The following is a 22,291-nucleotide window of genomic DNA, read 5'->3' as shown; positions in this document are numbered from 1 at the left end:
ATGGCCAACCGTTCACAGATACAGGCCCGCGCCGCCATGATGCGCGTCCGGTTCGAGGCCGCAGGCGCGCAGGTGGTCGATACGCCGCTGTTGCAACCGGCCGAGACATTGCTGGACCTCTATGGTGAAGACATCCGCGGGCGTGCTTATGTCACGTCGGACGCCTTGCGGGGCGAACAGATGCTGCGCCCGGATTTCACTCTGCCCGTGGTACAGATGCACATGAGCGACGGCGCAGAACCCGCGCGCTATACCTATTCCGGAGAGGTTTTTCGTCGGCAGGAACATGACCCCGACCGGTCGAATGAATACATCCAGGTGGGCTATGAGGTCTTTGATCGCGACGATCCATCCGGTGCGGACGCCGAGGTGTTCTCGCTGTTTGCGTTGCAGTTGCGGGGTCTGCCTTTGCGGGCGGCGACCGGGGATATCGGAATTCTGACCGCAGCCGTCGAGGGCCTTCGCACGACCGAGCGTCGCAAGACCGCCCTGATGCGGCACCTGTGGCGGCCCCGCCGGTTCCGTATTCTTCTGGATCGGTTTGCAGGTCGCAAACCCGGCCCCGAAGGGCGAGACGCGTTGCTGAATGCCGCAGACCCTTTGGACAACGGTATTCCGATGATCGGCAAGCGCCGTGCCTCCGAGATCGAGGCGCGGATCGAAGCTTTACGTGAAGATCGCGATACGCCGCCCATCTCAGACAACGAACTGGCCGGTTTGGAGACGCTGTTGAATGTACGTGAGACCATGCCATTTGCGCTGGAACAGCTGCGCGATGTTGCGGTCGACCTGCCTCAGATCACGCAGGCGCTTGATCGGCTTGAAGCCCGGATCGCAGACATGCAGGCGCGGGGCGTCGATGTTGAACGGTTGGATTTCGAGGCTGCGTATGGCCGGACCTCGATGGAGTATTACGACGGGTTTGTCTTTGGGTTCTACGCCGAAGGCCGCCCCGATCTGCCTCCGATCGCGACCGGTGGGCGCTATGATGCGCTGACCCGGCAGCTTGGCAATGGCGAAGAAATTCCGGCTGTTGGTGGCGTCATCCGCCCTGACCTGATGCTCGAGATCGAGGAGGACGCGCAATGAGCCTGAAACTGGGCGTGCCTTCGAAGGGCCGGTTGATGGAAAAGACCTTCTCGTGGTTCGAAAAGCGCGGCATCACTCTGTCCCGCAGCGGGTCGGACCGGGAATATGCGGGCAAGGTTGAGGGGATCGATGATGTCTCGCTGATCCTGCTGTCGGCGGGGGAAATCCCGCGTGAGCTGGCAGCTGGTCGTATCCACCTTGGTGTTACGGGCGTTGACCTTGTGCAGGAAAAGCTGCCGCGCTGGGAGCAACAGGTTGAAGAGGTTGCCGCGCTTGGTTTTGGCAAGGCGGACCTGATCATCGCCACGCCTGCCTGTTGGGTCGACGTGGATACGCTGGACGATCTGGATGCAGCCGCCGCCGCTTTCCGCAGAACACATGGTCACCGGCTGCGGATTGCGACCAAGTACCACCGTTTGGTTCGTGAGTTTCTGACCGATGCTGGGGTGGCCGACTATGCTCTGGTTGACAGCCAGGGCGCGACTGAAGGCACCGTGATGAACGAAACGGCCGAGGCCGTTGCCGATATCACTTCGACCGGTGAAACACTGCGGGCCAACCACCTGAAGATCCTCTCGGACGGTCTCATCCTGCAATCGCAAGCGACCCTGTGGCGCAGCCGTGTGGCGAGCTACGATGCTGGCGACAAAGCGGTTTTGTCCGAGCTGTTGGATCGCCTGCGCTGACTACAATATGCCGATTTCGGCCAGAGCGCGGTTCAGATCGTCTGGCAGGGCATCGTCCTGCTCGCGCGATTTTGGAAGATCGGCAGGGGTGTCTTCGGGTTTCAGATAACGCCAGCCCTGAAAGGGGCGTTTCAGCGCGTTCTGGGTGCGGTGCACTTCGGGGTCGAGAACAATGGCGCAGCGGCGGATGCCGTCCTCACCGCGTACTTCATCAAGGCGCAGGATGCGCTGGCGGCATTGGATCACGCCTTTGATCACCCAATAGATCGAACCTCCGTTCAGGATCTCGGCCTCGCGCTTGGGCCACGTGCGCGTCACGTGGCGCGGGCAGCCATCTGCATAAAGCGGCTTGCGGCTGTCCTGCCACGCCATCAGCGTGTCGACGCTCTCTGACCCGACCGAAAGTTTGACGAGGTTTACGAATTTATCCACAGTTTACCCACAGAGTCGCCCCAAAGGAATTGGTTAAGAAGGTAGGGTTAACGGGTTATTGCATCAAGTCATAGTAGCGCTAGTGTCGCTAACACGCGATATGTCCGGTGTATGTAACATGCGATCTGTCCGGTTCTATTCTGTCTCTGAGAGGAGGCGTTATGAACCGAGCAGAAGTGTTACAGGAAGTTCGACTGATGAAGTTTGAAGATGTGTATTCGCGGCGAAGCGCGAACAAGCTGACGCAAGAACAGGCGGCTGAGATACTGGGTGTATCCGTGCGCACCGTCAGGCGTTGGGAGGATCGATTTGAGGCGGATGGTGCAGAAGGTCTGTACGACCGTCGGCTTGGCAAACTGGCCAACAATCGTGTTGCCACGGATAAGGTCATGGAGATGCTTGAACTGTTTGATACCAAGTACTGGGATTACACGCCGAAGCATTTCCACGAGAAGCTGGTGGCCCACCATGGTTTCACACAGAGCTACAACTGGGTGCGGCTTACACTGCAGCGCCACGGCCGGGTTCAGGCAGCACCCCGACGAGGTGCCCATCGGCGCAAGCGGCCCCGCCGTCCGATGGTTGGCATGATGTTGCATCAGGACGGCTCCAGCCATGAATGGGTTCCGGGTCAGTGGTGGGATCTGATCGTCACCATGGACGATGCCACCAACCGGGTTTATTCGGCATTCTTTGTCGAGGAAGAAGGGACGATGAGCAGTTTTCAGGGGCTGACAGAGGTGATCGAGGCGCAAGGTCTGTTTTGCTCGCTCTATGCCGATCGGGGCTCTCATTACTGGCATACGCCCGAAGCGGGCGGCAAAGTGGACAAGGACAATCTGACCCAGGTCGGGCGCGCCTTGCAGCAACTCGGCATTGAGCTGATCCCGGCCTATTCACCGCAGGCCCGTGGACGGTCTGAACGCATGTTTGGCACGTTCCAGAACCGATTGCCGCAGGAACTGCGGTCCCATGGGATCACAACCATTGAAGAGGCCAATCAGTTCCTGAAAGAGGTCTATCTTCCCGAACACAATGCCCTGTTTGCAAGGGAGCCGGAGGATACGACCTCGGCCTTCGTGCCGTTTACAGGCAATGTGCGCGACACCCTGTGTGTGCAGGAAGACCGCGTCGTCGGCAACGACAATACGGTGCGCTACAAGGGCCTGGTCATGCAGATCGCGGCAGACAGGCACCGTCATCATTTCGTCAAGGCGAAGGTCAGGGTCCACGAATACCCCGATGGTCAACTGGTCATCTTCCACGGCCCGAGATGCATTGGCCGCTACCAGCCTGACGGATCACCCATCACACAGGAGGATAGCAAACACAAAGTCGCGTGACCCGCTTCGACGTGGCGCGAACGCGGTGGCCCAAATCTACGGTCGCCTACGGCTCCCTCCGAATTGGGCCACCGCGCAATCAACTGAAGCGGACAATTGGCATGTTACCTACACCGGACAATTCAGAATGTTCTCGACAGTCATAGTAGCGCTAGGTGGCCAATTTGGTCTATCTTGTATGCCTCGCAGCTGAATAGGAATCACCAATGAGCCGCTTTGCCGCCCCCATCGCCGAGCAGATCTGGGACATGAAATACCGCTTTAAACAGGCGGATGGCACGCCCATCGACCAGACGGTCGAGGACAGCTGGCGACGTATTGCGCGCGATCTGGCGCGGGTAGAGGCGGATCCGGCGCATTGGGAAGAAAAGTTCTACGCCGCGCTGGAGGATTTCAAATATCTGCCCGCCGGTCGCATCACCGCAGGCGCGGGCACCGCGCGGCAGGTGACACTGTTCAACTGCTTCGTCATGGGCACCGTGCCCGATAGCATGGGCGGCATCTTCGATATGCTGAAAGAGGCCGCGCTGACCATGCAGCAGGGTGGGGGGATTGGTTATGATTTCTCGACCATCCGTCCCCGCGGGGCGGATGTGAAAGGGAATTATATACTTAAGTAACATTTATGATTGACGGACTCCGACGCATTTGTTACATTTTAATAACATTCAGGAGTGTAAAAATGACAAAAGCACCGGGAAAATCAAACCGCAAGGGCCTGACCTTCCTACAGGTTGCTGCAATGTTCGGTAATGAAGAAAAGTCGCGTAAGTGGATTGAGGAACTACATTGGCCAGATGGTCCGTTTTGCCCGCATTGCGGTTCTTTCAACGTGCAGTCAGGCATCAGGCATCCAAGCATGACGCACAGGTGTCGTGAGTGCTCCAAAAAACCCATGTTTACGGTTCGGGTCGGCACGATCCTTGAGAATACCCGGCTACCATATCGCACATGGGCCATTGGTATTTACTTGTTCACAACTAACCTTAAGGGCGTATCTTCGATGAAGTTGCACCGTGAGCTTGGTGTTACGCAGAAGTCCGCGTGGTTCATGCTGCATCGTCTTCGGGCTGCAATGGAGGCAAACATGCCTTGGTTTAATGGCCCAGTCGAAGCAGATGAAACCTACATAGGCGGCAAGGAAGGCAACAAACACGCGAAGAAGAAACTCAAGGCTGGACGTGGCGCTGTTGGCAAGGCTGCTGTTGCTGGTATCAGGGATCGCGAAACGGGTCAGGTTGTTGCCAAAGTGGTAGAGAGCACAGACAAAGAGACCTTGCAGGGGTTTGTGAACGAGCATGCCGTCGAAGGAGCAACACTCTATACCGATGAGGCTAGTGCCTACAAGGGCATTGACAGGCCGCATGAGGTGGTAAAGCACTCAGTGGGTGAATATGTCCGCGATCAGGCGCACACCAACGGGCTGGAAAGCTTTTGGGCTCCTATGAAGCGGGGTTATAATGGCGTCTATCACAAGATGTCGCCCAAGCATCTGCAACGCTATGTGGACGAGTTTCAGCACCGTCACAACAACAGGCCAAAGGATACAATCGACCAAATGGGCGGCGTTGTGCATGGGATGGCTGGAAAGAACCTGCCTTACAAGAAGCTAATCGAGGATAACGGATTGAATAGCGGAGCGCGGTCATGAGCGTCGGAACTTCGCAAAGTACTGCCGGGGTATTTTCCAACACGCGCACGGTGACCGTGCCAAAGCTGGTGCTTCCCGATGTCCTTAAGCCCAACACGCGCCTTAAGATGGACGGTCTTGAGTTCCTTTCCGCTATACCTGCGGACGCAGTTCCAGTCGCATTCTTCGATCCCCAATACCGTGGCGTGCTTGAAAAGCTGGCATATGGGAACGAAGGCAAAGTTCGTGGAAAACGCCGCAGCGCCCTACAGCAAATGCCGGAGGAGGCCATCGCCAATTTTATTCGCGGAATAGATCGTACGCTTATCCCATCAGGCCATCTCTTTTTATGGGTGGATAAGTTTCACCTTTGCCAAGGTATTCACCCGTGGCTGGACGGAACGAGGCTGGACATTGTGGATCTTTTAACGTGGAACAAGGGTACATTTGGTATGGGCTATCGCACTCGGCGCAGAGGAGAATACTGCATAGTACTACAGAAACAGCCGCGTAAGGCAAAAGGCGTGTGGAAAATACATAACATTCCAGATGTAATTCAAGAACAAGTATCCCAGCGGGATCACCCACATTCCAAACCAATAGACATACAAGGTCAACTCATGGCCGCCGTGAGCCACGAAGGCGATTTTGTAATTGATCCGGCTGCCGGGTCGTTTTCGGTTCTGCAAGCGGCACGAAACCATGGCCGCACCTTCCTTGGTTGCGACTTGAACGGTTAGATTATGGCACGATTACGGGATGCCAAACCAAAGAACACATCTGGTTCTTACGCCCGGTTGTTTGGGAATGAAGCGTTAGGTGAATTGGCCAGCAAGATACAGTCAGCTGTAATCTCATCGGGGTCAGAACTGGAATCGATGATCGTGGAAGCTGTTCCCAACATCCCTAATCTGGACACCTTTTTGGAACAAGAAATCATGCCTGAGGGCGTGTTGCTTGCCCGAAAACGTGAAATTAAACGAAGTCGGACCTTGGATTTTTCGGGATCAGAGCCTGACTTTATGGTTTTCAAGCGCCGAAAAGGCGAGCAAAACTGCCATATAGTTGAGTTGAAGGACGGTCATGTGTTCGACACAAAAAAAGCTAGCGCAGAGAGGCAGTCAATGCACGGGTTCATTCAACGCAACGCCCAGCATATTCAATATCGGTTCCAGGCACACTTTTGTGCTTTCAATCAAGAAGACAAGCAAGCGATCTGGGAAGGATTCAAGAAGAGAATTTCAATCGATGAGGCAATGACAGGTCGGGAGTTTTGTGATTTGTTGGAAATTGATTACGACAGTATTGTGCGGGCGCGTCAGGCCGACGGCCCCGACAACGTAGAGTTTTTGTTGACCGAACTGGCTAAAATTGAACCAATCCAAACCCGCTTGCGAGAACTTCTCGGCTAAAACCAATGTATTCAATTTAGGAATTCGCATGACAAACCAACGTTACAATGCAGACCTGCCTGAACCCGCCGATCTGCACATCAGATCGAACAAATATCAACCGACCAAGGCTGAGTTGGAAGAAGAAATCGACATGCCTGAAATGTCATTGGATGAAATCAGGGCTGCATTCATGCGGCCAATGAGTATCAAGAAGCCTGATTAAAGAGAGCGCAGAGTGCTAAAATACCTTGCGCGGTTTTCGTTTTTATCGCGTCAATATGCGACAGTCCACTATAAAAATGTTACTTAAGTATATAATCCCCATGTGAAAGGGGTTGCAGCGGACGCCTCTGGTCCGCTGAGCTTTATGGACGTTTGGGACGCAATGTGCCGCACGATCATGTCCGCAGGCTCGCGCCGGGGGGCGATGATGGCGACGATGCGCTGCGATCACCCGGATATCGAACAATTCATCACGGCCAAATCCGATCCGGCCCGTTTGCGCATGTTCAACATGTCGGTGCTGGTAACCGACCCGTTCATGGAGGCCGTCAAAGCCGACGGTCCGTGGGAGCTGGTGTTCGGTGGCAAGGTCTATCACACCGTTCAGGCGCGGGACCTGTGGAACAAGATCATGCAGGCAACCTATGATTATGCTGAACCGGGCGTGATCTTCATCGACCGCATCAATGCGGCCAACAACTTGAGCTATGTAGAGACGATTGCCGCGACCAACCCCTGTGGCGAGCAACCTCTGCCACCTTATGGCGCGTGCCTGTTGGGCTCGATCAATCTGGCCCGGTTGGTGGCCGAGCCTTTCGATGACGCCGCGCATCTGGACGAGGATGCTCTGAAAGAGCTGGTCGCAACCGCTGTGCGCATGATGGACAATGTGGTGGACGCGTCGAAATTCCCTCTGCCCGAGCAGGAGGCCGAGGCGCAGGCCAAACGCCGCATCGGGCTGGGTGTGACAGGTCTGGCAGATGCGCTTTTGATGTTGGGCCTGCGCTATGGCTCTGACGAGGCGGCGCGTCAAACCGAGCGCTGGTTGCACGCGATCGCCCGCGCCGCGTATCTGGCCCCGGTGCAATTGGCGAAGGAGAAGGGGGCGTTTCCCTTGTTCGATGCCGAGAAGTTCCTCGCCAGCGGCACGATGCAGCAGATGGATGACGATGTGCGCGATGAAATCCGCGCGCATGGGATCCGTAACGCTTTGCTGACCTCGATCGCTCCAACGGGCACGATCTCTCTCTACGCTGGGAACGTGTCGTCGGGGATTGAGCCGGTCTTTGCCTATGCCTACACGCGTAAGGTGTTGCAGAAGGATGGCTCGCGCACCGAAGAAGAGGTGGTGGACTATGCCGTGCAGATGTGGCGCGACAAGTTCGGAGACAAGGACCTGCCGGAGTTTTTCGTGAATGCGCAGACGCTGTCTCCGTCGGATCATGTGAAAATGCAGGCCGCGGCGCAGAAATGGATCGACAGTTCGATTTCGAAAACGATCAACTGCCCTGAGGACATCAGTTTTGACGCGTTCAAAGATGTCTACATGCAGGCCTGGGATCAGGGGTGCAAAGGCTGCACCACCTATCGCCCCAATGACGTGACCGGATCGGTCCTTACCGTATCGGAAAGCGCCGATACGGCGCCGGGCGAAAGCGCCGCCGCCCCGCATGAGGTCGATGGTGGCGATGTCGTTTACATGTCCGAGCCGCTGGATCGCCCTCAATCCCTTGAGGGGTCGACCTACAAGTTGAAATGGCCCGACAGTGAGCATGCGATCTATCTGACGATCAACGATATTGTCATCGGAGGCCGCCGCCGTCCGTTCGAAGTGTTCATCAACTCGAAGAACATGGAGCATTACGCCTGGACGCTGGCGCTGACCCGCATGATCTCGGCTGTGTTCCGGCGAGGTGGGGATGTGTCGTTCGTGGTCGAAGAGCTCAAGGCCGTGTTCGACCCGCGCGGTGGTGCATGGGTGAAGGGCAAATATATCCCCTCGATCCTGGCAGCGATTGGCGGGGTGATCGAGCAGCACATGGTCAATATCGGCTTTCTCGAGGGAGAGGGGATGGGGCTGAAGTCCGACCCTCAGGCGCAGGTCGTCAACATGGATGCACCGCGGGGCAAGGCATGCCCCTCCTGTGGGCAGTATGACATGGTGATGATCGAAGGTTGCATGACGTGCAGAAGCTGCGGTCATTCGAAATGTGGCTGAGGTGAGGGCGCGAAACCCGTTGTGAACCGCAAGGCAATATGAACCCATCTCGTTAGTATTGTCGCCCATACGCAAGGTCATTTGCGCCCACAATCCGAAACTCTTGGGTTTCTAGCGAAGAAATGGCGCCGGGTCTTTGAACGCCTAGACCTTTATGTGCGAGTTGGGAAGTACACACCGAAATCCCGCGAGTTTTGTACCAAAAACAGAATATTGGCTAGTTGCCCGGATCGCATCTGTAGACATCATTCCCTGACGGACTAGCACGTCAACTTGCGGCAGCTTCTGAACTATTTCCTCTTGCTTGTGTCTCTTGTTCGACATTCGCGGTCCACCGTTTCTCAAACAGAACGGTGGACCAAATCAAACGAAGCACTCCATCGCGTTAATTGTTGAAGAACTCTGCCACTGCATCGGTCGACGCTTTCACGGCCTCGGGCTTGTAGTAAAAGTCTACGTGGCTGAATTCATCAAACGCCAGCTCTTTGTGGTCATTGGTCAGTTTCTCGACAAATGCGGTCGAGCAGATCGCTGTGGAGGCATTTGTGCCGTAGATGGCCAGCGAGGGCTGCACGATTTTGTCCGCATAGGCTTCACAAATTGAGAACAAAGATTGCATGGGCTGATCAGCAATGTGCATGTTGGTATAGTTGGGAACTGCAACCGGCCCCTTAGCACCATCACGGCCGTAATAGTCATAGGTTTCGCCAGCCATGTCTGGGTAGGCGGCCGCTTCCGTGAACTCTTCACGAGACATTTCGTCGTTCAAGCCGAACGGTGCAACGTAGTCTGGCGCGCCGGTTTCATATTGCTTCTGCATCGAGGCATTTGCTGCGTCGATCATCTGATTGGCCATTTCGCGGTCGGTCCACTGGAACGCGTCCGAGGCCATCATGCCTGACACCATAGCGATTTTCTTGATCCGGTGGTCTGTCACCGCTGCCGATGCGATGGTCTGACCGCCCTGACAGACGCCCAGGCCATAGATCTCGTCGACGAAGGGTAGCGTACCCAGGTACGAAACCGCGTCCCAGGTGTTTTCAATCAGGCGGAAATTGTAGCGCGATTGTTTGAATTCACCGGGTAGTGCGGGGCTATCGCCCATGCCCAGATAGTCGAAGCCGAGATAGATGAAGCCACGTGCCGCCATTTCAGGGCCGTAGGTCGCGGGTATTTGATCCTTGACCTGCGGGAACGGGCTGGCTCCCACGATGGCCTTGTAGGTCTTGGTCTCATCAAAACCTTCGGGCAGGTAGAGATCACCGGCCAAATCCACGCCAAAAGATTTAAAGGTCACTGCGTTTTTGCCAGCGATGAAATTTTCGAAGGTCATGGTTTGGGTCCTTTCGAGGTCGAGCAGGATTGCACCTTGCTAAAGTAAATCGTCTTGTTTACTTATGTTGAGAAGGCAGTGTTTGTAAACAAACTTTTTTACTTTTGAGGCGAAATCCGTGAAACGTACTGAAAAGAAAAGAGAAGATATCATCGATGCAGCCATCGATGAGTTTCGAGAACAAGGATTTCTGGGGGCGAGGACGACCTCAATCGCCCAAAAAGCAAATGTTTCGAGTCGCACGCTCTACAACCACTTCGAAAGTAAAGAGGCCCTCTTCGAAGCAATCTCAGAAATCATGTTGGAGCAGAACCGGAGTATGCAGCCGGTTGCTTATGACCCAAGTCGTGACTTCGTTGAGCAGCTGAAAGATGCTCTGTGGCGGTACATTGTGGTCATAACGGAAGAGACGGCTATCGGACTAAACCGCATGGTTCTTTCTGAGCTGATCCGCGACCTCGATCGCTCTCGGAAATTCTTCACGGAGACGGAAACGCACGACTACCCGATGACGCAGTTGATCGGCGAAGCCATGGACGCTGGCGTAATCCGAAAAGCCGATCCGGTCTTCGCGACCAACCAGCTCTTGGGGCTTGTCAAAAACTTCTTCTTCTGGCCGGAGTTTTTCCTTGGTGAGAACCCGACACCCGAGGGCGTAATGGACGATTGCCTTGCCATGTTTATGGCGCACTACAAAACGGGCAGTTGAACCGCTGGTGAGACGCTTTGCGCTGGTCGTCACAATGGCGAAAGAACCGAAGCCGAAGGTCACCTACTGAAAAGATCGCTTATGTTCTGACCTATTTTGAACGACTGACTGCTTCCGACATCGACGGAATAGCTCCGGTACTCAGGAGTTGCCGTATTCTTCAGTCCAGAACGGTCTTCGGAAAGTAGAATGAGACCGTCCAGTTCGGGATATCCACGATTTCACTGATACGCAGATCGCCGCAGACCGAGCAGAGCATGTAGGAATCAAGCGCTGACATCCCCGTCGTGGCCGAGATCCAGTCGACCATACCCGCCACCGCATCGCGGGCGGCCTGCATGAGATCCTCGCCTATGCCTGTCGTCGCCTTGTAGCCGGAGGTATCGAAATGGCGTGTGACGGGGCCGTTGGTTTCAAACCGGGGATAGGGCAGGTTTTCGCCTTTGAGAAGGACGACTTTGATGGCCACGTCCATAGGGCTTTCGATGGCCGTACCGCAAATCTCACCATCGCCTTGTGCGGCATGGGTGTCCCCCAGTGACAACATCCCACCAGCCACTTCGACCGGGAGGTAAAGCGTTGTGCCCACGCAATTGTCGCGGATGTCCAGATTGCCGCCCACACGGCGCGGAGGGACGACGGAGTGCAAGCCCGGCTCGGCCAGCGCCAGGCCGATTGTGCCGACGAACGGCTTGAGCGGTACCTTCCCGCCCGGGCCGAACAGAGCAGGGGTCATCGCGGTGGAATCATAGTTCCAGATATGAAGCGCCGCGTCGGGAAACTGATCGGTCAGCAGGCCAAAACCGGGGATGTTGGCGGTCCAACCCCAGCCCGAGGGTTTGAAATCCAGAAAGGTCACGGCAACGGTATCGCCGAGCTCGGCCCCGTTGATGTGGATCGGCCCTGTGACCGGATTGACCGCGTCGAAAGACAGCTTGCCCAGATCGGCCAGGGTCGAGGAAGCGTTCAACTGCCCGCCCGAACTGTCGATGGTTTCGACCTCAACGGTCTCGCCGGGGTCGACGCTCAGGACGGGTTCGATGGAGTTGTCCCAACCGAAATGGTGGTCGTGTTTGTGAATAGTGTGGTGTCGAGAACATTCTGAATTGTCCGGTGTAGGTAACATGCCAATTGTCCGCTTCAGTTGATTGCGCGGTGGCCCAATTCGGAGGGAGCCGTAGGCGACCGTAGATTTGGGCCACCGCGTTCGCGCCACGTCGAAGCGGGTCACGCGACTTTGTGTTTGCTATCCTCCTGTGTGATGGGTGATCCGTCAGGCTGGTAGCGGCCAATGCATCTCGGGCCGTGGAAGATGACCAGTTGACCATCGGGGTATTCGTGGACCCTGACCTTCGCCTTGACGAAATGATGACGGTGCCTGTCTGCCGCGATCTGCATGACCAGGCCCTTGTAGCGCACCGTATTGTCGTTGCCGACGACGCGGTCTTCCTGCACACACAGGGTGTCGCGCACATTGCCTGTAAACGGCACGAAGGCCGAGGTCGTATCCTCCGGCTCCTTTGCAAACAGGGCATTGTGTTCGGGAAGATAGACCTCTTTCAGGAACTGATTGGCCTCTTCAATGGTTGTGATCCCATGGGACCGCAGTTCCTGCGGCAATCGGTTCTGGAACGTGCCAAACATGCGTTCAGACCGTCCACGGGCCTGCGGTGAATAGGCCGGGATCAGCTCAATGCCGAGTTGCTGCAAGGCGCGCCCGACCTGGGTCAGATTGTCCTTGTCCACTTTGCCGCCCGCTTCGGGCGTATGCCAGTAATGAGAGCCCCGATCGGCATAGAGCGAGCAAAACAGACCTTGCGCCTCGATCACCTCTGTCAGCCCCTGAAAACTGCTCATCGTCCCTTCTTCCTCGACAAAGAATGCCGAATAAACCCGGTTGGTGGCATCGTCCATGGTGACGATCAGATCCCACCACTGACCCGGAACCCATTCATGGCTGGAGCCGTCCTGATGCAACATCATGCCAACCATCGGACGGCGGGGCCGCTTGCGCCGATGGGCACCTCGTCGGGGTGCTGCCTGAACCCGGCCGTGGCGCTGCAGTGTAAGCCGCACCCAGTTGTAGCTCTGTGTGAAACCATGGTGGGCCACCAGCTTCTCGTGGAAATGCTTCGGCGTGTAATCCCAGTACTTGGTATCAAACAGTTCAAGCATCTCCATGACCTTATCCGTGGCAACACGATTGTTGGCCAGTTTGCCAAGCCGACGGTCGTACAGACCTTCTGCACCATCCGCCTCAAATCGATCCTCCCAACGCCTGACGGTGCGCACGGATACACCCAGTATCTCAGCCGCCTGTTCTTGCGTCAGCTTGTTCGCGCTTCGCCGCGAATACACATCTTCAAACTTCATCAGTCGAACTTCCTGTAACACTTCTGCTCGGTTCATAACGCCTCCTCTCAGAGACAGAATAGAACCGGACAGATCGCATGTTACATACACCGGACATATCGCGTGTTAGCGACAGTTTGTGAATAGTGTGGTTGCAACCCATGACTTACTCCTGTTTTTTCAGAACCAGGTCTTCGATTTCTTGATCACCCATGATCCCTCCGGGGCGCAGGGCCATAGTCAGAACGATGACCGTTCCCAGTGCAATACCCGACAGGCCCAGCACTTCGGGCAGGTCGATGCCCAGCAGGACCGGGCCGGTTTCCAGCCAGCGCACGCATTCCAACCCGAACGAGATCAAAAGCGTGCCCAGAACCGCACCTGTGACTGTCCGCATTCCTCCAAGGATCAGCATGGCGAGTGTCAGAAAGACGTGGTTGAAATAGAAGGGCCGTGCGCTGATCGTGCCAAGGAAATAAGCGTAAGCAATCCCGGCGACTGCAAGCAGGATGGCTGACAGGACCCAAGCAATCAGGCGTAACCGGCGAATGTTTACACCCATTGCGGCGGCTCCGACCTCATCATCGGCGCAAGCACGCAGCTGGATGCCCCAACGGCTTTCGCGAAACAGGCGCACGATGAACACGACGAACACGGATAAGATCACGATAGACGTCAATGAAAACACCTGCGGAATGCCGAAAAACGCTTGGTTTCCTTTGAAAATATCCGTTCGGTAAAGGAATATCGAATGCACGATGACCAGGACGGCAAGGGAAAAGATGGTCACGCCAGACCCTGTCAGGCGCACGACAAACAGCCCAACGATCAGGGCCAGAACGGCGGTGATCACAATGGCAAGCAGCGCCGAACTGACCGGGTCCAGCGAGAAGGCATTCAACCCCCAAGGCGCATCCGGCAGAGAGATGGATTTGACCGTCACCGGCGTCACGCAAATCGCGGCCACATAGGCACCGATCCCCATGAAGGCACTGTGGCTAAGGTTGGTCAGGCGCGCATTGCCCATGAACACCTGCATGGCCAGAACGACCAATAAGTTCACGTAGGCGCTGTAAACCAGTCGAAGCTGATAGCGAGAGCCGAAATAGGTCACGATCAGCCCAATCGCGATCAATACGGCGGCCAGGATCGCAGCGCCCACCAGCCCGCGTTTCTGACTGGGGTTCAGGATCATATCTTGTCCCCCTTCTCGGTCGGGGGTGACAGGATGCCATCCGGCCTCCAAACCAGAACAAGGGCTATGATTCCAAAGACAAAGGCGTCTTTCATGCCGCCATATTCCTGCGGCAGAAGGACCAGCATGGCGACCTCAATCGTGCCGAGTAGAAAGCCGCCCAGCACGGCTCCGGGCAGGCTGCCAAACCCTCCAACGACGCAGGCCACAAAGGCCTTGAGGACCGGGTTGAACCCCAGATGCGGATCAACAGACCCGCGCCGCGCCATGATGAAGATACAGGCCAGCCCGGCCAGTAGGCCCGACACCATGAAGGCCACCGCAAACACTCTGTTGGATTTGACGCCGACCATGCGGACCATCTCAAAATCCAGCGAGGCTGCGCGCATGGCTAGACCCAGTGTCGTACGTTTGAGAAACAGCATCAGTCCGACGATCACGAGGACTGTCGTAACCGCCTCGAACACCTGAAGGGAAGAGACCTGAACACCCAAAAGCTGCACGGGCCAGTCGAGGAAATACAGAGACGTCACCGCCACGGGGCGTGGTGAGACCGCAAGTAGAAACACGTTCTGCAGAATGATTGAGACACCAAAGGCGGTCAGCAGGCCGGTTGTTGGGTCCGCGTATCGCACGGGTCGAAACGCCACGCGTTCAAGCAGAAGGGACATCAGGATTGCAGCGGCGATCGCTCCGCCTATGACGATAAAGGGGTTGTTCAGCGCCAACGCAGCAAAGGCCACCATCGTATAACCGCCAACTGCGATCACCTCTCCATGGGCAAAGTTCACCAGCCCCATGATCGAAAAGACAATCGCCAGGCCGAGTGCAATCAGCGCATATTCCGCACCAAAGGCGAGCGCGTTCATCATCTGCTGGGCCACATATTCCATTTCAGGCGAGCCCCGTCAGTTCCGCCATAAGCGCGCTGCTTTGGCCCAGCGTTTCCTTCGTCCCCTCGGCCATGATCCGCCCGTTGTTCAGAAGGTAGGCGTAGTCCGACAGGCGAAGCGCTTGCGTTGCGTTCTGTTCGACCAAAAGGATCGTCATTCCCTGCGCTTTCAGCTGTTCGATCATCTGGAAAATCTGGCTTACGATCTTGGGGGCCAGACCCAGGCTGGGTTCGTCCAGCAGCAGGATCTTGGGGCGTGTCATCAAGGCGCGGGAAATAGCCAGCATCTGCTGCTCACCGCCCGACAAGGTGCCAGCCGGTTGGTCTCTGCGTTCGCCAAGGATTGGAAAGGTCTCAAGCCAGTGGGCGATATCGGCGTCCTTGGCCGCGCGGTCAGAACGTGTGGCGCCGCCGAGAACCAGATTTTCCTCGACGCTCAGGTTCGAGAAGATCCGCCGCCCTTCGGGGGCCACGGACATACCCGCCTGCACGCGTGCTTCCACCGGCAGCGCCAAGATATCGGCCCCGTCAAAGGTGATCCGGCCCGAGGACTTGACCACCCCCATCAGCGCCGAGATGGTCGAGGTCTTGCCCGCGCCATTGGGCCCAAGCAAGGACACACAGCGGCCCTTCTCCACGGCGAAAGAGATGCCGTGCACGGCCTCGATCGGGCCGTGAGAAACTATCAGGTTTTCAACATTCAGCATGGGATTGGAAACGGGGGCTGGAGCCGCCCCCGTCTTTTGGCTCAGTTCCAGTCTTTCGGTGTGTTTTCGGGAATTTCGTTCGAGATCAGAACCCGCTTGCCATCTTTGTAGCCAATCACTGGGATCGTGCGCTGGGCATAGGTTTTCGTGTCCTTGAACGAAATGCTGTCGACTGTCAGCACCGGGATCGAGTCGGCTGTGCGGATCGTTTCCGCAATCACTGCCGGGTCGCTGCTGCCCGAGGTTTCGACCGCCCAGGCAACGGCCTTGACCGTATCAGCGCCGGTGGCTGGGAACAGGCCGGGCACATCGTGGCCCAACTCCTTGCAGTCGGCCATGAACTTGACTACGGCGCTTTCGTCATGGCTGGGGGCCAGCGTGGCAAAGAACACCTTGTCGAGGATTGCAGGATCGTCAGCCGCGACGGCGTCCAGCGATGGATCGTCAAACCCGTCCGAGCCGACCACCCACGCGTCAATACCTGCGCTGCGTAGCTGTCGGACCAACACACCGATATCGGGCATGATCGACGAAATATAGACGGCGTCGATCTCTTCCCCCAGTGCTTTCATGTCAGCGATCTGAGGTGACCAGTCCGATGTGCCAAAGCTGAAGTTCATCTTCGCCAGCACCTTGCCGCCGCCCTCTTCGATCACTTGTCCGAACCACAGCGGGGTACGCGCGGACCACGACCCGCCTTCGTCCGAGGTCAGTAGAACCACATTCTTGACGCCTTCGCTAAGCGCGTGGTTGGCAGCTGCCGTTGCCGTGAACGGATCAGGCGAGACGCCGGTAAAGAAATTGTCGACGATGCCCGCGTGCATCTCGACCTGCGTGGATTGCGGCTGGAAGATGGAAACGCCGTAAGGCTGGGCGATCTGCGCCACCGGGATCATCGTGTCCGAGAACGGCGTGGTGCCCAGCATCACAACCCCTTCGTCCAGAAACTTTTGCGCCAGTGAGATCGCGGCCTGCGTATCACCTGCGGAATCCTGAACCAGAACTTCGATCTTCTTGCCGCCAGCACCGCCGTCGGCGTTGATCATATCTGCCATACAGCGCGCGCCCAGGTATTCGGAATAGATGGCCAGATCACCAGTCATCGGTACGCCCAGCCCGATCTTGATTGTATTTTCAGCGACCGCGGGTAGGGCGAGGCTCATGGCGGTCAGAGTCGTAAGGGTCAACTTCTTCATACTTGTTCTCCTGTTGAAAGCCGCCTGCGTCACGCGGCACGTTCATCGGTTTCGCCAAGATAAGCGTCGATAACCTCTTGGTTCTTGGTTATTTCTTCGGGTGCGCCTTCGGCAATGATGGCGCCCATGTTCAAAACAGTGATCTTGTCGCAGAGCGACATGATGAATTTCAGATCGTGATCAATCACCAAAATCGCGCAGTCCGAATGTGTCCGCACCCATGTCAGCGACCGACCCAGAGCTTCCGTTTCCTGTTCGTTCATCCCTGCGGCGGGTTCGTCCAGCATCAGGACACGCGGGTTCAGGGCCAGCGCGCGAACGATCTCCAATCGCCGAAGCTGCCCATATGCCAACGACCCGGCATTTTGGTTTAGCTTGTCTGACAGGCCGAACTCGGGGATCGCGGCCTCGACAATTTCGGCGCCACGGCCGGAGTAACGGGCTACATCGATGTTCTGCGCGACGCTAAGGCTTGGAAAGACCCGCAGGTTCTGAAACGTTCGCGCCACACCGCGCGCCGCGCGTTCGTGGGCGCGCAGGTTGTCCAGCGGTTCGCCATCCAGCGACAAGCTGCCCGCCGAGTGGGTCAGCAGGCCAGAGATCAGATTGACCAGCGTCGTCTTGCCTGCGCCATTGGGGCCGATCAGACCGCGCACCTCGCCCGGTGCGACGGACATGGTCACATCCTCGACGGCGTGGACCCCGCCAAAGGTCTTGGTGATGCCGTTCAGATCAAGCACCGGCCAATTCCTCGACCAGTTCTTTTGTGGTGACCTGTCGGCAATAGCCTTTGATCGCGCGCAGAGAATTGTCGTGCCGGTCCTGCGTATGAGTCAGGCAGGCATCTTCGACCTGAGTGACAAGGTAGCCCAGATCACACGCGTCCCGGATGGCGCTTTCGACGCATTGATCCGTCAAAAGACCGGACAAAACAACTTGGCGAACGCCAAGGTTGCGCAGGATGTAGTCAACATGCGTGGACACAAACACCGAAGAGGACGTCTTCGGCAGCACGATCTCATCCCCTTGGGGCGCGATCTGGTCAATGACCTTTCCGTCCCAGCTGCCCTTTGGAACATGAAAACCCGTAATCTTGTAGTCCAGTGACCGGTCACGCCCGTCGAGTGTCAGACTTTCGATATTAGTATACATGACCTCGACGCCGGCGCTGCGGCAGGCGGCTTGTATGGCCTGCATGTTCGGGATCACGCGGGTGTCCAGCTGATCGAAAAACCAGCCGTATTTCTCATTGAATTCGGCCTTAGGCAGGTCTTTGAATTCGGCTCCTTCCCGGTGTGCCGAATAGTTCTGCACGTCAATGAACAACAGGGCAGATTGCGATGGGATCAGTGGAACATTTCGGGTCAAACTCACGTCTTGGTCTCCAATATCTGGGTAAAGGCCTCGGCGAGAAGCTGCGCCCAATCCTCGACGCCTTTTGCATCGCGGATCAGGTCATTGCGGATTTCGACCAGCGAATGCGCCAGTCCGCGAGGTTCCGCGAAACGAGGTATGAACCAGTCGCTTTCACTGTCGATCTGATAGGGCTGGTTCAACGCCATGTGCAGATCGGGACGCAGGGCCGAGATATGGTCGATAGCGGCTTGTCCCGTTTTGGGGTCAACGCGGGTCAGAAATCCAGCGTGCCAGGGCCGCGTCTCACCATCGACCCGTGCGGCGAAGGAGTGGATCGACACCGCAAGCACGCGCGGCGCACGGTCCAGCATATCTTCAATGGCACCGTTCAGTGGGGCCATGATCTCGCGCTGACGCGCTGTGCGATCCGCAGCGGTCAAGTTCAGATTGGCTGGGATCTGCTCTCCAAAGCTGTTTGGCGGAATTGAATCCGGGGCTTCGATCGGGCGGTTGCAATCAATCACAAGCCGGGAATAGCGCTGCAAGATCAAAGGGGCCCGTAGCCGGTCAGCCAATTGCCGGGCCACGGCCTCGGCCCCAATGTCCCAACCGCGATGGCTGGCCTGCACCTCTTCCGAGACACCCAGATCGCCCAGCTTTTGCGGGATCGCGCGCCCGGCGTGTTCGCAGAGCAGCGCGATCTTCGCATCACTGTCACGATTCACCCATTCCACCGGGGCGGGATCCCCGGCGACCAGCAGTTCTTGGGTCGCGGCTGATGTATTCATGTGGCCCACGTTAGAGAACAATTTTTTTCAGAGTCAATGAAAAATAGATTGACTGAAATTTTTATTCCATGCGATCCATTCAGATCAGGAGGTGCCGCTTGCTTGTTAGGCAGAGGATTGAAGCGAAGGCCGAAAACATGACCGCGAGCGAGCGCAAGCTGGCCGCTGCTTTGCTCAGCGACTACCCCTATGCGGGTCTGGTCACGATTCAGGAACTCGCGCGCCGGGCCGAGGTATCGGCCCCGTCGATCTCTCGGTTCGTCACCAAGATCGGACTGGGCGGGTATCAGGAATTCCAACGTGCTCTCTTGTCGGAATTGAAAGAAGGCCAACGCTCGCCCACCGATCTGCACGGCGAAGGGCGCAGTGTTGATGGAGGGTTCTTACGTGATTTCATCGCGCGCGCCTCGTCCCAGATGGCGCTGTCGGCAGAAGGCATCACCGAGGCGCAGTTTCAGCGCATATGCTCGGTACTGAGCCAGCCGAAAAGCGATGTCTATATTTTGGGCGGTCGGATCAGTGATACCATCGCGCAGCACCTGTCTTTTCACCTGCGCCAAACCCGCAGCGGCGTGTATCATCTTCCGGCCAACAATGAGGTCTGGCCGGAATACCTGCTGCGGATGAAGCCTGCGGATATCCTGTTTCTGGTCGATTTTCGTCGCTACCAACCTGCGCTGGCGCGATTGGCCGCTACTGCCGCGCGGGACCGAGGGGTTCGCGTTGTCCTCATGACAGACAAATGGCTGTCTCCCATATCCCGCCATGCGGCAGAAATCTTGCCAGTTCCGATCGAAAGCGGCACGCTCTGGGATACGTACACAGCGGCCCTTGCCGTCACCGAGGCGCTGGTGACGCGTATTGCCGAAGACAACTGGGACCAAACGAAATCCCGCATTGAAGCCTGGGATGCCATGCGATCCCACAATCAGGACCCCAATCCATGATGCCCAAAACCCCCTTGATATTTGTCGCCACCTCTGACCTTGCCGGGAAATTGCGGGGCAAGGCCTTTCCGGCGGATCAACTGAACAAGCGGTTGCAGCGTGGGGTCGGGTGGACACCAACGAATGTTCAGATCAACTGCTTTGACGGAATTGCCGAAAGCCCCTTTGGCGCGCTGGGCGATCTTCTTCTGATCCCGGACGCCACGGCCGAGGCAAAGGTCGAGTTCGGCGAAGACTCTGGTCTGCATTTTCTTATGGGCGATATCGTCACGCTGGACGGAGACCCGTGGGACTTCTGCACGCGCAGTCTCTTGAGGGCGGCGCTGGAGCGGCTGCACAAGGTCTCAGGAGCAAATCTATTGGCTGCGTTCGAGCATGAGTTCCAGCTGAAAGATCCGCCAAGCCAGGCCAACGAAGCCTATGGTCACCGGGGCTTTGGCCTGCAGCGCGATCTGTGCGAGACCTTGATCAACGCGATTTCTCAGGTCGGTCTGAAGCCGGATTCGATCATGAAGGAATATGGCCCAAACCAATATGAGGTCGTCATCAGCCCCGAGCCGGGTGTTCGCGCGGCGGACGCGGCCATCATGGTGCGCGAACTGACCTATGCGACTGCACAGGCCTATGGCGAGCGGGCCACCTATACCCCTATTCGCGATGTCGCAAGCGTTGGGAATGGGGTCCATATCCACATGAGCTTTGTGGACGACAATGGCGCACCGCTGACCTACGCCGAAGACGGGCCCTGCGGTATGTCGGACCTGACGAGTGCCTTCGCCGCCGGAGTGTTGAAATATCTTGATGCGATCCTGGCCCTGACAGCGCCTTCGGTGATCTCATATGAACGCCTAACACCGCATCGTTGGTCTGCGGCTTTCAACAATCTGGGCTTTCGCGACCGCGAGGCTTCCTTGCGGATTTGTCCTGTGACCGCAAAAGACCCCGCCTCGATCGCGGGGCAGTTCAACATCGAATACCGTGCGGCGGATGCTGCAGCTTCGCCTCATCTGGCGCTTGCGGCGGTTGTCATGGCCGGGGCGCAGGGGATCGAAGAAGGGCTACCCGCGCCCGTTCCAACCGAAGAGGATCTTTCGCTGTTGGACGTCGCAGAACTGAACCAAAGGGGGCTGGTGCGTTTGCCTCAGACCTTGGAAGATGCGCTCGACCGGTTCGTTTCCAACCCGGTCGTAACCGGCTGGTTCCCCGAAGGCTTTGCCGAGGTTTACCAAGCTCACAAGCAATCCGAGATCGCGACAACCGAACATCTGGACACAGACGCACGCTGCCGATTGTACGAAGAAACATATTGACCTGAGCGGCTCGTCTTGCCGAAGCTCACCCAATGCGACCTCTGGGGCGTCGCTTGGGTAATCTCGCGCCGTATGACGCGGCGCAGGCTGTTAAGCTCAGGATAGGGATGGATCATGAACCGTTCAGAAACCGATGCCATCTTGAATGTGCATAGACTGGCTTTTGGCGAAGCGGAAGGTGAAGAAATCGCTCAACTCGCCGAAGATCTCCTTGAGCATCCGGAAACGATTTCAATCAGTGTGAGGCGTGAGGGGCAGATCGCGGGCAATGTCATGTTCACCCCTTTTGTCTTCGAGGATCACCCGGACGTAAAATGCTATCTTCTGGCGCCCTGCGGTGTCTCACCCGAACATCAAGGCCTAGGTGTTGGCAGAGAGATGATGGAGACCAGCATCAATCACTTGAGGTCCATTGGAACAGACGCGGTCTTTGTGTTGGGCGTACCGACATTCTACCCCTTATTCGGATTTGTCCCGACCGACAAAGAGACGCCATATCCGAACCTTCTGACGATCCCCGAGGCATGGATGGTGCTTGAGTTCACTGCAAGATCGGTTGAAAAGCTGGGGGGTAAGACACGTTCGATTGCGCCCTTCATGCATGCGCATTTGTGGGACACATCGCAACACGGGTAAATTTTGTTTTTATCCTTGCTCAAACCACAGCCCTGTTTCAGGCCTCCATTTTTGCTGGCCATGTCTGTTTTGTTT

Annotated in this window: 22 protein-coding genes and 2 pseudogenes; 13 read left to right on the top strand and 11 right to left on the bottom strand. The window is 56.8% G+C overall.

Annotated features, from left to right (window positions below; all coding sequences use genetic code 11):
- Positions 1-1,089 carry an ATP phosphoribosyltransferase regulatory subunit gene (locus tag ACOERD_RS06945; RefSeq protein WP_419738493.1) on the top strand — a complete coding sequence of 363 codons (1,089 nt, stop codon included), beginning with the start codon at positions 1-3 and terminating at the stop codon, positions 1,087-1,089.
- Positions 1,086-1,775, top strand: coding sequence for an ATP phosphoribosyltransferase (hisG, locus tag ACOERD_RS06940; RefSeq protein ID WP_170374507.1), 690 nt, complete (start codon positions 1,086-1,088; stop codon positions 1,773-1,775). The genes ACOERD_RS06945 and hisG overlap by 4 nt, the downstream gene beginning before the upstream one ends.
- Here hisG and ACOERD_RS06935 read toward each other — a convergent pair whose 3' ends face one another.
- The gene (locus ACOERD_RS06935; protein WP_419738492.1) at positions 1,776-2,207 is read right to left on the bottom strand and encodes a DUF1489 family protein; all 432 of its coding nucleotides are present in this window, start codon (positions 2,205-2,207) and stop codon (positions 1,776-1,778) included. It lies immediately after the preceding gene.
- A 161-nt stretch (positions 2,208-2,368) separates the two neighbouring features.
- On the opposite strand from ACOERD_RS06935, the gene ACOERD_RS06930 reads away from it, so the two are divergent.
- From ACOERD_RS06930 to ACOERD_RS06900, 7 genes and pseudogenes are all read left to right on the top strand, one after another.
- Positions 2,369-3,550 carry an ISNCY family transposase gene (locus tag ACOERD_RS06930; protein WP_419737600.1) on the top strand — a complete coding sequence of 394 codons (1,182 nt, stop codon included), beginning with the start codon at positions 2,369-2,371 and terminating at the stop codon, positions 3,548-3,550.
- Positions 3,551-3,756: 206 nt separating this feature from the next.
- Positions 3,757-4,152, top strand: a pseudogene (locus ACOERD_RS06925) (ribonucleotide reductase N-terminal alpha domain-containing protein); the annotation flags it as partial.
- 80 nt (positions 4,153-4,232) lie between these two features.
- The gene (locus ACOERD_RS06920; RefSeq protein ID WP_419737678.1) at positions 4,233-5,201 is read left to right on the top strand and encodes an IS1595 family transposase; all 969 of its coding nucleotides are present in this window, start codon (positions 4,233-4,235) and stop codon (positions 5,199-5,201) included.
- A complete protein-coding gene (locus ACOERD_RS06915; RefSeq protein WP_419737677.1) occupies positions 5,198-5,920 on the top strand; it encodes a DNA methyltransferase in 723 nt (240 codons plus the stop codon). Before ACOERD_RS06920 ends, ACOERD_RS06915 begins: the two co-directional genes overlap by 4 nt.
- Positions 5,921-5,923: 3 nt before the next feature.
- Entirely contained in the window at positions 5,924-6,592 is a 669-nt protein-coding gene (locus ACOERD_RS06910) for a hypothetical protein (RefSeq protein WP_419737676.1), read from the top strand.
- Positions 6,593-6,620: 28 nt separating this feature from the next.
- On the top strand, positions 6,621-6,797 hold the full coding sequence (locus tag ACOERD_RS06905) for a hypothetical protein (RefSeq protein WP_419737675.1): 177 nt from the start codon (positions 6,621-6,623) through the stop codon (positions 6,795-6,797).
- Between the two features lie 102 nt (positions 6,798-6,899).
- Positions 6,900-8,795: pseudogene (locus tag ACOERD_RS06900) on the top strand (adenosylcobalamin-dependent ribonucleoside-diphosphate reductase); the annotation flags it as partial.
- Between the two features lie 385 nt (positions 8,796-9,180).
- On the opposite strand, the gene ACOERD_RS06895 reads toward ACOERD_RS06900, so the two are convergent.
- Entirely contained in the window at positions 9,181-10,128 is a 948-nt protein-coding gene (locus tag ACOERD_RS06895; protein WP_419738491.1) for an alpha/beta hydrolase, read from the bottom strand.
- Positions 10,129-10,246: 118 nt separating this feature from the next.
- Here ACOERD_RS06895 and ACOERD_RS06890 point away from each other — a divergent pair, with 118 nt between their 5' ends.
- A complete protein-coding gene (locus ACOERD_RS06890; RefSeq protein WP_419738490.1) occupies positions 10,247-10,837 on the top strand; it encodes a TetR/AcrR family transcriptional regulator in 591 nt (196 codons plus the stop codon).
- Positions 10,838-10,997: 160 nt separating this feature from the next.
- On the opposite strand, the gene ACOERD_RS06885 is transcribed toward ACOERD_RS06890, so the two are convergent.
- The 9 genes from ACOERD_RS06885 to ACOERD_RS06845 form a co-directional block, all read right to left on the bottom strand.
- A complete protein-coding gene (locus tag ACOERD_RS06885) occupies positions 10,998-11,963 on the bottom strand; it encodes an acetamidase/formamidase family protein (protein ID WP_419738489.1) in 966 nt (321 codons plus the stop codon).
- A gap of 101 nt (positions 11,964-12,064) precedes the next feature.
- A complete protein-coding gene (locus ACOERD_RS06880) occupies positions 12,065-13,246 on the bottom strand; it encodes an ISNCY family transposase (RefSeq protein WP_419737631.1) in 1,182 nt (393 codons plus the stop codon).
- Positions 13,247-13,355: 109 nt separating this feature from the next.
- Entirely contained in the window at positions 13,356-14,384 is a 1,029-nt protein-coding gene (locus ACOERD_RS06875; protein WP_170662302.1) for a branched-chain amino acid ABC transporter permease, read from the bottom strand.
- On the bottom strand, positions 14,381-15,277 hold the full coding sequence (locus ACOERD_RS06870) for a branched-chain amino acid ABC transporter permease (protein ID WP_419738488.1): 897 nt from the start codon (positions 15,275-15,277) through the stop codon (positions 14,381-14,383). The genes ACOERD_RS06875 and ACOERD_RS06870 overlap by 4 nt, the downstream gene beginning before the upstream one ends.
- Before the next feature lies 1 nt (position 15,278).
- Entirely contained in the window at positions 15,279-15,983 is a 705-nt protein-coding gene (locus ACOERD_RS06865; protein ID WP_419738487.1) for an ABC transporter ATP-binding protein, read from the bottom strand.
- A 41-nt stretch (positions 15,984-16,024) separates the two neighbouring features.
- Positions 16,025-17,179, bottom strand: a complete 1,155-nt coding sequence (locus ACOERD_RS06860) for an ABC transporter substrate-binding protein (RefSeq protein ID WP_419738486.1) — start codon at positions 17,177-17,179, stop codon at positions 16,025-16,027.
- A 29-nt stretch (positions 17,180-17,208) separates the two neighbouring features.
- Entirely contained in the window at positions 17,209-17,919 is a 711-nt protein-coding gene (locus ACOERD_RS06855; protein ID WP_419738485.1) for an ABC transporter ATP-binding protein, read from the bottom strand.
- Positions 17,912-18,553: an isochorismatase family cysteine hydrolase gene (locus ACOERD_RS06850; RefSeq protein WP_419738484.1), complete on the bottom strand. Its 642-nt coding sequence runs from the start codon at positions 18,551-18,553 to the stop codon at positions 17,912-17,914. Before ACOERD_RS06850 ends, ACOERD_RS06855 begins: the two co-directional genes overlap by 8 nt.
- Positions 18,550-19,323, bottom strand: coding sequence for an N-formylglutamate amidohydrolase (locus ACOERD_RS06845; protein WP_170767393.1), 774 nt, complete (start codon positions 19,321-19,323; stop codon positions 18,550-18,552). Before ACOERD_RS06845 ends, ACOERD_RS06850 begins: the two co-directional genes overlap by 4 nt.
- A 68-nt stretch (positions 19,324-19,391) precedes the next feature.
- Between ACOERD_RS06845 and ACOERD_RS06840 the strand changes: the two genes are divergently transcribed.
- From ACOERD_RS06840 to ACOERD_RS06830, 3 genes are all read left to right on the top strand, one after another.
- Positions 19,392-20,270 (top strand): MurR/RpiR family transcriptional regulator, encoded by an 879-nt coding sequence (locus tag ACOERD_RS06840; RefSeq protein ID WP_419738483.1) that lies wholly within the window; start codon positions 19,392-19,394, stop codon positions 20,268-20,270.
- Positions 20,270-21,580 carry a glutamine synthetase gene (locus tag ACOERD_RS06835; RefSeq protein ID WP_419738537.1) on the top strand — a complete coding sequence of 437 codons (1,311 nt, stop codon included), beginning with the start codon at positions 20,270-20,272 and terminating at the stop codon, positions 21,578-21,580. The genes ACOERD_RS06840 and ACOERD_RS06835 overlap by 1 nt, the downstream gene beginning before the upstream one ends.
- Before the next feature lie 114 nt (positions 21,581-21,694).
- Entirely contained in the window at positions 21,695-22,216 is a 522-nt protein-coding gene (locus ACOERD_RS06830; protein WP_170767395.1) for a GNAT family N-acetyltransferase, read from the top strand.
- The last annotated feature ends 75 nt before the right edge of the window (positions 22,217-22,291 follow it).

This window comes from Ruegeria sp., from assembly GCF_965199275.1.
In the GTDB taxonomy this organism is placed as follows: Bacteria; Pseudomonadota; Alphaproteobacteria; order Rhodobacterales; family Rhodobacteraceae; genus Ruegeria.
Note: the sequence above shows the minus strand (reverse complement) of the source record. Positions and strands in the feature narration are given on the sequence as shown.

Bases quoted from the DNA above. Each gene is read 5' to 3' on its own strand.
- ACOERD_RS06945 (WP_419738493.1), top strand. From the start codon at position 1: ATGGCCAACCGTTCACAGATACAGGCCCGCGCCGCCATGATGCGCGTC.
- hisG (WP_170374507.1), top strand. From the start codon at position 1,086: ATGAGCCTGAAACTGGGCGTGCCTTCGAAGGGCCGGTTGATGGAAAAG.
- ACOERD_RS06930 (WP_419737600.1), top strand. From the start codon at position 2,369: ATGAACCGAGCAGAAGTGTTACAGGAAGTTCGACTGATGAAGTTTGAA.
- ACOERD_RS06920 (WP_419737678.1), top strand. From the start codon at position 4,233: ATGACAAAAGCACCGGGAAAATCAAACCGCAAGGGCCTGACCTTCCTA.
- ACOERD_RS06915 (WP_419737677.1), top strand. From the start codon at position 5,198: ATGAGCGTCGGAACTTCGCAAAGTACTGCCGGGGTATTTTCCAACACG.
- ACOERD_RS06910 (WP_419737676.1), top strand. From the start codon at position 5,924: ATGGCACGATTACGGGATGCCAAACCAAAGAACACATCTGGTTCTTAC.
- ACOERD_RS06905 (WP_419737675.1), top strand. From the start codon at position 6,621: ATGACAAACCAACGTTACAATGCAGACCTGCCTGAACCCGCCGATCTG.
- ACOERD_RS06895 (WP_419738491.1), bottom strand. From the start codon at position 10,128: ATGACCTTCGAAAATTTCATCGCTGGCAAAAACGCAGTGACCTTTAAA.
- ACOERD_RS06885 (WP_419738489.1), bottom strand. From the start codon at position 11,963: ATGTTACCTACACCGGACAATTCAGAATGTTCTCGACACCACACTATT.
- ACOERD_RS06880 (WP_419737631.1), bottom strand. From the start codon at position 13,246: ATGAACCGAGCAGAAGTGTTACAGGAAGTTCGACTGATGAAGTTTGAA.
- ACOERD_RS06875 (WP_170662302.1), bottom strand. From the start codon at position 14,384: ATGATCCTGAACCCCAGTCAGAAACGCGGGCTGGTGGGCGCTGCGATC.
- ACOERD_RS06870 (WP_419738488.1), bottom strand. From the start codon at position 15,277: ATGGAATATGTGGCCCAGCAGATGATGAACGCGCTCGCCTTTGGTGCG.
- ACOERD_RS06865 (WP_419738487.1), bottom strand. From the start codon at position 15,983: ATGCTGAATGTTGAAAACCTGATAGTTTCTCACGGCCCGATCGAGGCC.
- ACOERD_RS06860 (WP_419738486.1), bottom strand. From the start codon at position 17,179: ATGAAGAAGTTGACCCTTACGACTCTGACCGCCATGAGCCTCGCCCTA.
- ACOERD_RS06845 (WP_170767393.1), bottom strand. From the start codon at position 19,323: ATGAATACATCAGCCGCGACCCAAGAACTGCTGGTCGCCGGGGATCCC.
- ACOERD_RS06840 (WP_419738483.1), top strand. From the start codon at position 19,392: ATGCGATCCATTCAGATCAGGAGGTGCCGCTTGCTTGTTAGGCAGAGG.
- ACOERD_RS06835 (WP_419738537.1), top strand. From the start codon at position 20,270: ATGCCCAAAACCCCCTTGATATTTGTCGCCACCTCTGACCTTGCCGGG.
- ACOERD_RS06830 (WP_170767395.1), top strand. From the start codon at position 21,695: ATGAACCGTTCAGAAACCGATGCCATCTTGAATGTGCATAGACTGGCT.